The sequence below is a fragment of the Mesorhizobium ventifaucium genome, from assembly GCF_935822925.1.
Taxonomy (GTDB): Bacteria; Pseudomonadota; Alphaproteobacteria; order Rhizobiales; family Rhizobiaceae; genus Mesorhizobium; species Mesorhizobium ventifaucium.
The window spans coordinates 1-11610 of the sequence record NZ_CAKXZS010000016.1 but is presented as its reverse complement, the minus strand read 5'-3'; the positions used below and the strand labels follow the sequence as shown (position 1 = coordinate 11610).

The following is an 11610-nucleotide window of genomic DNA, read 5'->3' as shown; positions in this document are numbered from 1 at the left end:
CCGTTTCCCCGCTACTCCCATTCGTTGCCGGCGCATCCCGCAAGATGCCGCCCGAAGACCGCGGCGGCGCCCCTGATCAGCTTTTCTCGCGTTCCTATCTGGAGCGCGTCGATCCAGGCGGCGACCGCGGCGTTTCGTCCAACGGGGCATCCGCGTCAATACGATCTCACCCACTATCATCGAAAATCGGCATGGTGGTTTGAGAACGCGCTTATATGCTGCAACGCCAAACAAAACACCACATCAGGCCGAGCTTGCAGAAAGATAAGTACCCGTGACGCAGAAAGGTATCACCCTCAAGGACGTTGCTGCAGCGGCCAACGTGTCCCGGGCTACGGCTGCGCGAGCGCTCAACAGCTACGGGTACGTTGGTGACGAGACCGCGCTTCGCGTGATCGAGGCGGCCGACAGGCTTGGCTACCGGGCCAACCTCGTCGCGCAGGCGCTGCGCAGCGGACAGCTGCCTATTGTCGGCTTCGTGCCGGGCGACATCCAGAATCCATTCTTTGCGCGCATCGCCCATGACATTGAGGCGGAGTTGCGCAAACACCGTCACAATCTTCTGATTGCCAGCAGCGAGGAGAATGTCGAACAGGAGAAGGAGTTGCTGGAGAGCCTGCGCTCGCTCAGCATCCGCGGCTTCATCCTGGCGCCCACGTCGGCGACCGACAGCCAGCACATCGTGCAGCTCGCCCGCGAGGGCGCCCCGATCGTAATGATCGATCGCGTCGCCAAGGAGGTGCACTGCGACAGCGTCGTCGTCGACAATGAAGGCGGCGCCCGCGAAGCCGTGGATTATCTTGTCGCCCATGGACACCGTCGAATAGGTTTGCTGCGAGACGAATCCCGCATCTTTACCGCGCAGGAGCGCCTCGCGGGTTATCAGAATTCATTGCAGTCGCATGGCATCACCTTTGACGAATCGCTGATCAGCGTCTCGCGCTCGACTGTCGAACATGCCATCGAGGCCACCATTCGCCTGTTCAGCCGTCATAACCGACCGACTGCTGTGTTCACCGTGGACAGCCTGATGACGCAAGGCGCATTGCTTGGCCTGCGTTCGATGGGATTGTCTATCCCGGACGACGTGTCGCTGGTTGGCTTCGACGACTTCAACCTCGCCACCTTCACCGACCCGCAGATCACGGTAGTCGCCCAGCCGATCTCTGAAATCGGACCGCTCGCCGCAAAGCTGTTGCTCGAACGGCTCGCCGGCAAGAAAGTCGCGCCACGCCATATCAGGTTCCCGACACGGCTCATTGTCCGCGGTTCGGTTTCGCGGCTGCACAAACGCTAATCCGAGTTTTCAAATCCACCTGCCTTAAGAAAATTTCGTCGCGAAAGGACTTGCCAGCGGCGAAAATGCGTGTCGTATATTCCATTGTGAGATCGATCTCACATTGGCCGGCGAGCCCGAAAAGCTCGGCTCGCTTCTCGTGAGATCCTGCGCCGAGGCGCTGTCGCACATGCGAAATACAAGGAAGAACTGAATGCTCAACTTCGACAGGGACCGCTTCGTCAGGATCCAAAGCGGCGCCGTTTCCATCGCCGGTGAGGCCCAATTCCTCATGCGCAAGCTGCTTTCGGAGGGGGTCGAGCGGCTGTACTTCATGGGCACCGGGGGCGTACAGCTCCTGACCCTTCCCGCGATCGAACTGGCGCAGCGCCGTTCCAGCTTTCCTGTGAGCGCGCAATACCCGGCTCAAGTCGTACTTGATCCGCCCGCCGGTCTCGATGGAAACGCGGTGGTCGTCATTCCCTCGCTGTCGGGCACGACGAAGGAAAGCGTCGAACTCATGGCTTTCCTCAAGAAGCGGGGCGTGCGCACGCTCTCGTTGACCGGCCACGCCGATACGCCGATCGCCAGGGAAGCCGACCACAACTTCACCAATTTTGCCGAGGACGACACCTCATCGGAATCGTTCTACCTGCAGACATTGCTGATCGTGCTGGCGCTGCTCGCCGAGCGCCGCGAGTATGACGGTTTTGACGCGACTGTCGCGGAACTTCAGCTTCTGCCGGGCTTGCTCGCCGATGCCAAGGCCAGCTTCGAGGACAAGGCCGCCGAGCTCGCTGCGATCATCAAGGACGATGCCTATCACATCTTCACTGGCGCCGGATCAGTCTGGCCGGAGGCCAACTACTACGGCATGTGCATCCTGGAAGAGATGCAGTGGATCCGCACCCGGCCGGTGCATGCCGCGGACTTCTTCCACGGCACGCTTGAACTGGTCGAGCCTGGCGTCAGCGTCTTCGTCTTGAAGGGCGAGGATGCCACGCGTCCGCTGGCCGACCGGGTCGAGAACTTCGCCCGACGTTACACCGATCGCGTCCGCACGCTGGATGCCGCCTCGGTCGAACTTCCGGGCATTTCCGCTGAAGTGCGCAGTCTGATCTCGCCGGTGCTGCTCGCCACCTTGCTCGAACGGCTGAGCGCTCACCTGGAGGTGCTGCGCAATCACCCGCTGACGACACGCCGCTACTACAAACGCGTTGAATACTGATCCCCTCTGACCTCTCTGAAGGAGCTGCTTATGAAATGTTCGCTGCAAGTTGTGGCGGTCTCAGTGGCCGCGGTATCATCAATGGGGCTGTCGATCAGCAGTTCCATTAGTGCCGAAGCCGTCGCGGCAGACCCTGACGCGAAGGTCGAATACAGCGGCACGCTGTCGGTCCTGACCAAGTTCGGGTCGCAGCAGCTGTCCCCGTATTTCGTCGATGTGGCGAAGCAATATGAGAAGCTCCATCCGGGCGTGAAGGTCGAGCTGATCCAGGAAAGCGACGACAGCGTCAAGGGCAAGACCAAGACGCTGGTCGCTTCGGACTCGCTTCCCGATATCTATTTCTCCTGGACGGGAAGCTGGGGGGCCAATTTTGTTCGCGGCAATCGCGCCGTCGATCTCACCAAAATTATCGGACCCGGCACTGACTGGGGCAAAACCCTGTCTCCAGCAGCCGTCAAAGCGTTCGAGTACAATGGCAAGCTCTATGGCATACCGCTTTATCAGGATGCCAAATTCATGGGCTACAACAAGCAGGTCTTTGGCAAACTCGGGTTGAAGACTCCGGCGAATTTCGAAGAGTTGCTCGTAAGTTGCGACGCCATTCGCATATCCGGGATGACGCCCATTTCACTGGGCAACAAGGAAGCCTGGCCGGTTATCCACTATATCGGCCAACTGCTCGCCTACAACGTGCCGCAGGCGACGCTGGAACGCGACTTCGATCCCGCCACGGCGCAATATACCGATCCCGGCTATGTCGATGCCCTGAAGCAGTTGAGCGAGCTTCTTGAGCGCTGCACCGACGGCGCCGCGGTCAATGGCACGTCCTACAGCTCCGCTGTACAAGCCTTCAGCAACACGCAATCGGCCATGTACTACCAGGAGATCCTCGAATTCGACTCGAGCGCGACGCCGGACACAGCGCTGAAGCCTGCCGACTTTGGCTTCTTCAAACTGCCAGTGCCCGATGGCGCCAAGGGTGACCTGAAGGCGATCGAAGGCGCGCCAGAGGGCTACATGATCAGTTCGGCGTCGACCAACATTCCGCTGGCGATCGATTTCATGAAGTTCGTCACGTCGCCTGAGAACGGCCAGGTGCTTTCTGCGCCTCCCTATGGCCAGCCCAGCGCCACGATCGGAGGCGCGTCTGCATCGACCATGAGCAAGGCAGTCGTCGAAGGCATCAAGCACATAAACTCGGCATCGTATTTGATGCCTTGGCTCGACACGGCAAATCCGCCGCGCGTCGCAGCTGCGTGGTTGTCCAGCCTGCAGGCGCTCACCGGAGGTTCGATGTCTCCCGAACAGGTCATCGAGGAGGTCCGGCGGACCGCTTCTGCGGCCAAATAGCCGAGATGATGGTGGCGACTGCGGAGAAAGTCAGCGCCGTTGCTTACGGCGCCGCGAGGCGGCGATGGGCCAGCAAGAAGGTCCGGGTCCGCCTGGGCAATCTGCTGTCGTTGCGATGGGCGGCGATCGCGCTGATTCTTGTTGGCTGGTTTGTCTATTATCCCATCGTCGACAACTTCATCGTCAGCACGACGGATGAAGACATCTATACGGGCGAGGTCACCAATGTGGGCCTCGCCAATTACGACCGGCTGCTGCACGACCCGATCGTACTGGTCGCGCTCTTCAACAACTGCCTTTACGCCCTGATTTCCGTCGTGTTCCAGGTCTTCGGCGCCTTTCTGCTGGCGGCGATCATCGAGGACCTGAGGAGCGAGCGCTGGCGCCGCTTTTGGCGGGCCGTTTACTTCGTTCCGTCCGCCATTTCGATCACGGTCACCGGCCTGCTGTTCTACTTCATCTACCAGCCGCAGATCGGATTGCTGGACGCAGCGCTTGCTCGGCTGGGTCTCGGGCAACTCGTCCAGCCTTGGCTGGGCAACGAGCACACGGCGATCTACGCGATCATCGCCATGAGCCAGTGGCAGGGCTTTGGATACACGACGCTGCTGTTTGCCATCGCAATCCAGAAAATTCCGCGCGACCTCTATGACGCAGCCACAATGGATGGCGCGGGTGCGCTGAGACGCCTGTGGAACATTACCTTTCCGCTCACCCGGGAGATGACGGGACTGATGGTGATCGTCACCGTTGCCGGGGCATTCCAGGTCTTCAACGAGGTCATGGTCATGACCGCCGGCGGCCCCAACAACAGCAGCCAAGTTTTGGGCACATGGCTCTATTAGAAAGCTTTTATCGAGGACAATTTCGGTTATGGCGCGGCGATCGCCGCCGTCATCTTCATGCTGACATTGCTCACCGGCATGGCGCAGCTTTGGTACACCAGGCGCCGTAGGGTGCAGCTATGAACGCGACGCTCGCCGCTGGCCGCGCTCGGCACGTCAACGCGTGGGCCGTCATCGCTAGGACGTTGCTCTACTCGTTCCTGGTCTGCCTGGGCGTCGTGGTCATCTACCCGCTGGTCTGGATGGCGTTCAACGGGTTCAAGGATAATGCGCAGATCTTCGGCGATCCGTTCGCCCTGCCTGCCCGTTGGTCGTGGGGCAACTATGTGCAGGCCTGGAATCACGGCGTGCGCGACTACGTGACTGTCTCCGTCCTTGTAACGGTCGCATCGGCCATGTGCACCGTGCTGATCAGCGCCTGGACGGCGTTTGGGCTCACCCGGACCAAAATGCCGGCAAAGCCGCTGGTCGTCGCCATCGTGCTCGGCGGATTGATGCTCAGTCCGACGGTGGCGGTCATTCCGCTGGTCAAGATGCTGCAGGCGCTCGGCCTCTACAACACATATTGGGCGCTGATTATCCTCTATACGGCGTTTCGCGTACCGTTCACCACCTTCCTGATCCGCGCCTATATGCTCGATCTGCCCAGGGATCTCGACGAGGCGGCGACGATGGACGGCGCGAGCGAGGGGCAGGTATTCTGGCGGATCATTCTGCCATTGTGCCGGCCCATCATCATATCCTGCGTGATCCTGCACGTTCTGTTCGCCTGGAACGAATACCTGTTCGCGATGATCTTCACCAGCGGCGCGCATGTGCAGACGCTGCCGGTCGGGCTGACTTCAATCATGGCCAAGCACGGGACCAATTATCCCGTCGTCTTCGCAGCGATGACGATCTCGGCCTTGCCTATCGTTGTCGTGTTCTTTGCCGCGCAGCGCTACTTCATCCGTGGCCTGTCCGAGGGCATCGGCAAATAGCAATGCTCGAAAGGAGCCTTCATGCCGCAGCTTGCTGCCAATCAGCTGATCGGAGCCAATTTCAGCTTTCAGCATTTTCCATTCGAACGGGTTGCTGAGATGATCCGTGGCTTCGGCGTTTGCGAGATCGAGTTGTGGGGGATTGCGCCGCATCTCGACCTGTTCCACGCAACCGACATGCGCGTCGATTTTGTGCGTCGTGTGCTCGCCGACAACGGCCTGTCCACCTGGTGTTTCACTCCAGAGCAGGTTCTGTATCCGATCAATATCGCCTCTGGCGACAAGGATTTTCGCCGTGCCAGTATCGAGCGGTTTTGCCGTGCGGCCGACATAAGCGCGACGCTGGGAGCGCGCTACCTGTTCCTGACGCCCGGACGACGCTACGAGAACGAAGCTCCTGAACAGGCATGGCCGCGCGCGGTCGATGCCCTTGGCGAGGTGGCCCAGCATGCCGATCGAAACGGCGTGCGTTGCCTGCTCGAGCCGCTGCAGCGCTTCGAGACCAACATCGTCAACGATGCGGCAGGCTTGCGCCGCATGCTCGACCAGATCGGCGCAGACTATGTGGACGTGGTGCTGGATACCGTCGGCATGGCCACGGCGGGCGATACGGTGGCGGAGTACATCAATCTGTTCGGCTCCCAGCTGGCGCATGTCCAGCTGGGAGACGGCACGCCGGCCGGACACCTGGTTTGGGGCGACGGCTCGCTACCGCTTGGTCGCTACGTCAGCGAACTGGCGCGCTCAGGATACAAAGGCAAGATCACGTTTGAGCCGTTCGGCAACGGGTCTTATGCACTTGATCCGGTGACGGCCTGGACACGCTGCCTCGCTGCGATCGAGCCTTATCTGAACCGGTCCGCGGTGCCGGCATGACGTCGATGCCCGGACTTGTCGCGGTCGGAGACAATTGCCTCGACGTGTATCTCATGAGCGGTCTGCTGACCGTCGGCGGCAATGCCTTGAATGTCGCTGCGCAGTGGCAGCGTAGCGGCCGGCCGGCGCGGTATTTCGGTGCGGTCGGCGAAGACGCCGAGGGCGAGATGGTGCTGGCCGAGCTTGCTGCGGTCGGACTGTCGTCGAATGATGTGGAACGCCGTCCCGGCGATACCGCCCTCACTTTGCTTCGGGAGGAGTTCGGCGAACGCAATTTTCTGCTCGAATGCCTCGGCGTCGGCGAAAACTACATGCCGGCTCCTGAACACTACGCCCATATCGCTGCCGCTGACTGGGTGCATCTAGGCACCAACGCCAACAAGGAGCTCGTTCGCCTCCTGGTGGCCGATAAAGTGCCGTTCAGTGTCGACGTATCGACGGCGCATCTGGTGCTGCCGCTCGACGGCGTACCGCTTGTGTTTGCGTCCGGGCCAGACACTATCGACACACCGGTCGAGCCGCTTTTGGCGGCAATAAGCGCAGCCGGCGCACGCCAGGTGGTGCTGACCTGCGGACGCCGCGGCTCCTACTTCGACGATGGCGCCAGCATCGTGCACGCCGCCGCCACGCCGATCGATGTCGTCGACACATGCGGCGCGGGAGACAGCTTTATCGCGACGTTCCTGACCGGCTTCCGCTGCGACCGGCTGAGCGGCGCCGAAGCGCTGCACAGGGCCTCCGTCGCGGCTGCCGAGACCTGCACCCATATTGGCGGTTTTCCGCAGCAGCCGCGTCCTATTCCGGACTGGCTGCTCGCCAAATATGCCAGCTCGATCATCGACGCCCAGGGAGCTTGAACGTGGCGACACTTCGCTTGCGACAGCCGACAGCGGCAGCCCCGTCGGATCGCTCATTCTGGCTGCAGGACATCGGTGCCGCTACGCGTACTGAGCCGCTGCAGGGCAGCGAGCGCGCCGACGTGGTGATTGTCGGCGGTGGCTACACTGGCCTGTGGACGGCGCTGCGCATCCGCGAGCTCGCTCCGGAAACCCGTGTGACCGTGATCGAGGCCGATCTCTGCGGCTCGGGAGCCTCCGGCCGCAATGGCGGTCAGGTTCACTCCTGGTTCGCCGAACTCGACCAGATCAGCAGTGTCGTGGGGCTCGAGGAGGCGCGGCAGCTTTGCGCCGATACCGTGGATGCCATCACGGAGCTGGAACAGTTGCAGCGGCAAGGTACGATCGACATGGACCTGCGGCTGGACGGTTGGCTGTGGACGGCGAGCTCAATCGCCCAGGAGGGAGCCTGGGACCGCGCGGTCGAAATGACGGCGGCAGCCGGCCAGAACCGTTTTAGGCCGCTGACCGCCCAGGAGATCGAGCGGCGCACGGGTTCGTCAGCATCCTACGCCGGCGTCGTCGAGCCAAATGCAGGCACTGTGCACCCGGCCAAGCTCGCTACCGGACTGCGCGACCTGGCGATCTCACGCGGCGTCGTCGTCCATGAGCGCAGCCCGGTCATCGATATCGTTGCGGCAAGCATATGTAGCGTGCATACGCCGCAGGGCACTGTGCAGGCCGAGAAAGTGGTGCTTGCGGCAAACGCCTGGCTGTCGGCGTTGCCGGAGTTGCGCCGCCACCTTTACGTCGTTGCCAGCCAGGTGATCGCCACCTCCGAGATACCCGAATTGCTCGACCAGATCGGCTGGTGTGACGGCGCATCGATCTGTGACTCGCAGAGCCATGTTCTGTATTATCAGCGCACCGCAAAGGGCCGGGTCGTGTTCGGCCGGGGAAGCGGCAACGTCGCTTTCAGAGGCAATTTCGGCTCCAGCTTCAACCGCAGCCCAGAGCATGGTCGCGACAATGCGCGCGAACTGCATCGGGTCTATCCGGCACTGCGTGGCGTCCAGATCGAATATGACTGGGCCGGCCCGATCGATTGCGTGCCCGAGAATGTCCCGGTCTTCGATCACCTGCGCGGTCATCCCAACATCTTCTATGGCATGGGGTTTAACGGGACCGGCATTGCGCAAACGCCGGTCGGCGGCCGCATCCTGGCCAGCCTGGTGCTCGAGCGCAAGGATCGCTGGAGCGCCAGCGGCCTGGTCGGCATCGACCGGCGGCTGGCATTGCCTCCGGAGCCGTTCCGCTATCTCGGCGCCAAGCTTGTGCGCAGCGCAATCCGACGCAAGAACGACGTCGAGATCCACAACCGGAAGCCAGATGCGCTCACCCGTTTTCTTGCGCAGCTCACGCCGGGGCACCGCAAGCAATAATAGTCCCACCCAGCAGTCCGCTTGAGCTGTCATTCAGCCGAGATTCGCAATTGGCCGATGTGATGGTGGGCGACGAAACATCCGGCAGGTCGATATCCCTCATGGCATCGATCTCGGCATAAAGAGGCGCTGCAGATGGTCTCCAGCTATACCGTCGCGGCTGGATCAGACGGGCCCCGCGGTTGAGATGAACCGCAATCGAATTAAGCTCCACCAAGCGGGCCACCAGGACACGGTGCTCGAAAGGTAAGGTGGCCTCCGCTTGCCTCTTCAAGAGAAGCTCCGTCGCCGCCGCTCCGGGGTTATCGGGAGGAGGTTGGCCGCGTCAAAGCAGCGCCGTCAGCGCGTAGGGCGACGGCAGTTCGCGAGCTGCGTTTTGCGTCAGGAAGGAGGCTGCCAACAACGCGAGGCCTTCGGCCGCCGGGAGAGCACCGCCGGGCTTGCGTACCCCGACGTGGGCCAAGCCGGACAGCAGCAGGTGATAGAACATCCCAGCGTAGGCGAGATCGCTGAGCGCAACGCTGAAGAGTGACAAGATGGCCGCCGCGCTCAGAACCTTCACGGCGATTATGACCGGCACAAGGTAAGCTGGATAGCCGAGGTCGTCGAGCGCCTGACGAACCCAGGCGCCCTTGGTCACGTACGCAATTGCGGAACTCAGATACCGTGCTGATGCAATATGTATAAGTTGCGGCCATGTGATCTTCCTGTTTGCCGCCCGGCAGCGACATCTCTTTCATCGACTTTCGCGCTTCCTGGTCGCAACTTCATACTGCGCACCTGCAGCACAGATCGAAAATGTCGTCTAGAATGATATTCGCCAGTAGGATGAATAATTTGCTGTTAGTATGGAAGAGGCTGCATTCTTCAAAGAAGGCCGCATTTTCAGCCGACAGCAGCACTTCGGACGCGGCACGCTCGCAGATCATGTCATTGAGCTGCTGCCGGGTCAGAACGTGACGCATGAAACCTCTCACTGGAAGTGTTAAGCGCAATACGCTATATGACCATCTACATAGTCAGGAGCGTGACATGAGTGTGATCAACCTGGCAGATGCCAAAGCCCATTTGAGCGAACTGGTGGATCGGGTCGAGGCAGGAGATTCGATCGACATCACCCGGCGGGGTAAACCAGTTGCACGGCTCACCGCCGTGGCGAGACCGCGGCAGCGGATCGACGCGACCCTCCTGAAATCCTTGACCACGACCATGCCGCCTCAGGCCGAGAGTTCTGCCGATCTGGTACGGTCGATGCGGGATGGCGACCACTACTGATGCACTATCTCGACACGTCGCTGATCGTTGCCGCCCTTTCAAATGAAGCGATGACGCCCCGCGTTCAGAGCTGGCTGGCGGAGCAGGATCCGGCGCAGCTTCTGATCAGCGACTGGACCATCACCGAGCTGTCCTCTGCCATGGCGATCAAGCTGCGAACCGGGCAGATCAACGTGGAGCAGCGCTCGCGATGTTCCACAAGCTGGTCGCCGAGAGCTTCACCGTGCTGCCGGTCACTGGCGGGCATTTCCGCACGGCGGCAAGGTTCGCCGATCAGCATGGTCTCGGGCTTCGCGCTGGTGACACGCTGCATCTCGCAACGGCATCGGAGCATGGCGCCACGGTGCATACGCTCGACCAAAAGCTCGCCGAGGCTGGACCGTTGCTCGGAGTGGCGACGCAGTTTCTGGCATGATCCGAGGCTTCTCATCCCGCCCATCGGACATTCTCGGAGAAGCGGAAAGCCGAATGGCGCCGAACGGACTAAGCAACGCGCCTGAGCGGACTGCACGGCGTCTGGACTGCTGAGGAAGCCAGGCGCGGAAGCCTACAGCACGACCAGCCAGGCAGCCCACCTTATCGTCTGAGCACTCAGATATCACCGGCCCCGCTGGCATGCGGCCTCGGCGGCGTCCAAAGCGGTCTCGACCGCGGTTAAGAATGATTCGTCGCATTGTGGAAATGGGACCACTGGGGGCCGCTAGCTGATCAGCGTCCCGGCCTGGTACTCAGCGGACTCGCCTTCTGGTCGACGGTCGGCAGCTTTGCAATCCCGTTGATCGTCCTGGGCCTGCTCCCCCTCTGGATGACGCGCAGGGGCATTGTCGCGCCACGGTTCGTCGGCTTGGCATTGTTGGGATGGGGAACTGTTGCTACGCTGATCATGCTGCCAAGCGGCTTTCCGCTACCCGTGCTTGTTCTGATCGGCCTGTGTCTTGGCGAGCGGCAGGGGACTAAGGCGCAATGATTTGCATCGCCAGGCATCGCCCTCCCCGGCCGCAAGTTGTGGCGAAACCTTTTGCCAAGCCCTTTGCGCAGGCTGACCGGCTTCTTCCCGGTGCAAACTTCGGCGACACTCATGCATTGATTGTGACAGGTCTCGCCTTGGACGCTGTCGGCGTTTCGCAGCAGGTATTCGGGTCGCAGCCAAGCTGGATCAAGTGGCTGCTGGCGTTGCGAAATGGCATTGTGACGCCTTTCGGCTTGAAAACTGGACCGGAGCCCGGAAGTAAATCCGGCCCCCATATTGGCTTCTTGCCAGTTGTCAGGCAGTCCGCCAATTGTGTCGTGTTCGGTTTCGATGACTGGCATCTCGATTTTCGCGTGTTGTTGGAAGTCAGGGAATGCACATCGACCCAGCATGAGATCTCGGTCTCGGCCGCAGTCAAGACCCACAATTTGGTAGGCAGCAGCTATCTTGCGTTGGTGAAGCCATTTCACCGTATCATCGTTCTTGATGCTGATGCAGGTGGTTTCCGACCACTAGAGCGTCGGACGCTCAG

At 61.1% G+C, this 11610-nt stretch carries 13 protein-coding genes and 1 pseudogene; 12 read left to right on the top strand and 2 right to left on the bottom strand.

The window, feature by feature from the left end; translation table 11 throughout:
- Positions 1–274 precede the first annotated feature (274 nt).
- From NMG70_RS14770 to NMG70_RS14735, 8 genes are all read left to right on the top strand, one after another.
- Positions 275–1297, top strand: coding sequence for a LacI family DNA-binding transcriptional regulator (locus NMG70_RS14770; protein ID WP_254025214.1), 1023 nt, complete (start codon positions 275–277; stop codon positions 1295–1297).
- 193 nt (positions 1298–1490) lie between these two features.
- A complete protein-coding gene (locus tag NMG70_RS14765) occupies positions 1491–2504 on the top strand; it encodes an SIS domain-containing protein (protein ID WP_254025213.1) in 1014 nt (337 codons plus the stop codon).
- A gap of 63 nt (positions 2505–2567) precedes the next feature.
- The gene (locus NMG70_RS14760; protein ID WP_254025212.1) at positions 2568–3854 is read left to right on the top strand and encodes an ABC transporter substrate-binding protein; all 1287 of its coding nucleotides are present in this window, start codon (positions 2568–2570) and stop codon (positions 3852–3854) included.
- 5 nt (positions 3855–3859) lie between these two features.
- Entirely contained in the window at positions 3860–4699 is an 840-nt protein-coding gene (locus tag NMG70_RS14755) for a carbohydrate ABC transporter permease (RefSeq protein WP_254025211.1), read from the top strand.
- Between the two features lie 119 nt (positions 4700–4818).
- Positions 4819–5679, top strand: coding sequence for a carbohydrate ABC transporter permease (locus tag NMG70_RS14750; protein ID WP_254025210.1), 861 nt, complete (start codon positions 4819–4821; stop codon positions 5677–5679).
- A gap of 21 nt (positions 5680–5700) precedes the next feature.
- Positions 5701–6555: a sugar phosphate isomerase/epimerase family protein gene (locus NMG70_RS14745; RefSeq protein WP_254025209.1), complete on the top strand. Its 855-nt coding sequence runs from the start codon at positions 5701–5703 to the stop codon at positions 6553–6555.
- The gene (locus tag NMG70_RS14740) at positions 6552–7412 is read left to right on the top strand and encodes a PfkB family carbohydrate kinase (protein ID WP_254025208.1); all 861 of its coding nucleotides are present in this window, start codon (positions 6552–6554) and stop codon (positions 7410–7412) included. Before NMG70_RS14745 ends, NMG70_RS14740 begins: the two co-directional genes overlap by 4 nt.
- A gap of 2 nt (positions 7413–7414) precedes the next feature.
- Positions 7415–8833, top strand: a complete 1419-nt coding sequence (locus tag NMG70_RS14735; protein WP_254025207.1) for an NAD(P)/FAD-dependent oxidoreductase — start codon at positions 7415–7417, stop codon at positions 8831–8833.
- Between the two features lie 325 nt (positions 8834–9158).
- Here the strand turns inward: NMG70_RS14735 and NMG70_RS14730 are convergent, their stop codons facing one another.
- Positions 9159–9536, bottom strand: coding sequence for a DoxX family protein (locus NMG70_RS14730; protein WP_254025410.1), 378 nt, complete (start codon positions 9534–9536; stop codon positions 9159–9161).
- A gap of 64 nt (positions 9537–9600) precedes the next feature.
- Positions 9601–9798: a hypothetical protein gene (locus tag NMG70_RS14725; protein WP_254025206.1), complete on the bottom strand. Its 198-nt coding sequence runs from the start codon at positions 9796–9798 to the stop codon at positions 9601–9603.
- Between the two features lie 67 nt (positions 9799–9865).
- Here NMG70_RS14725 and NMG70_RS14720 point away from each other — a divergent pair, with 67 nt between their 5' ends.
- The 4 genes and pseudogenes from NMG70_RS14720 to NMG70_RS14705 all read left to right on the top strand — a co-directional run.
- Complete coding sequence (locus NMG70_RS14720; protein ID WP_254025205.1) at positions 9866–10108, top strand: type II toxin-antitoxin system Phd/YefM family antitoxin; 243 nt, start codon at positions 9866–9868, stop codon at positions 10106–10108.
- Positions 10108–10523 (top strand): annotated as a pseudogene (locus NMG70_RS14715) (type II toxin-antitoxin system VapC family toxin). Before NMG70_RS14720 ends, NMG70_RS14715 begins: the two are co-directional and overlap by 1 nt.
- A gap of 258 nt (positions 10524–10781) precedes the next feature.
- Positions 10782–11075 (top strand): hypothetical protein, encoded by a 294-nt coding sequence (locus tag NMG70_RS14710; RefSeq protein WP_254025204.1) that lies wholly within the window; start codon positions 10782–10784, stop codon positions 11073–11075.
- Positions 11072–11610: DUF2867 domain-containing protein (locus NMG70_RS14705; protein WP_254025203.1), on the top strand; the 539-nt coding region annotated here is incomplete at its 3' end. The genes NMG70_RS14710 and NMG70_RS14705, both read left to right, overlap by 4 nt.

What these genes read in the sequence shown, in the direction of transcription:
- NMG70_RS14755 (WP_254025211.1), top strand. Translation starts at nt 3,860, where the DNA reads ATGATGGTGGCGACTGCGGAGAAAGTCAGCGCCGTTGCTTACGGCGCC.
- NMG70_RS14740 (WP_254025208.1), top strand. Translation starts at nt 6,552, where the DNA reads ATGACGTCGATGCCCGGACTTGTCGCGGTCGGAGACAATTGCCTCGAC.
- NMG70_RS14725 (WP_254025206.1), bottom strand. Translation starts at nt 9,798, where the DNA reads ATGCGTCACGTTCTGACCCGGCAGCAGCTCAATGACATGATCTGCGAG.
- NMG70_RS14765 (WP_254025213.1), top strand. Translation starts at nt 1,491, where the DNA reads ATGCTCAACTTCGACAGGGACCGCTTCGTCAGGATCCAAAGCGGCGCC.
- NMG70_RS14750 (WP_254025210.1), top strand. Translation starts at nt 4,819, where the DNA reads ATGAACGCGACGCTCGCCGCTGGCCGCGCTCGGCACGTCAACGCGTGG.
- NMG70_RS14720 (WP_254025205.1), top strand. Translation starts at nt 9,866, where the DNA reads ATGAGTGTGATCAACCTGGCAGATGCCAAAGCCCATTTGAGCGAACTG.
- NMG70_RS14745 (WP_254025209.1), top strand. Translation starts at nt 5,701, where the DNA reads ATGCCGCAGCTTGCTGCCAATCAGCTGATCGGAGCCAATTTCAGCTTT.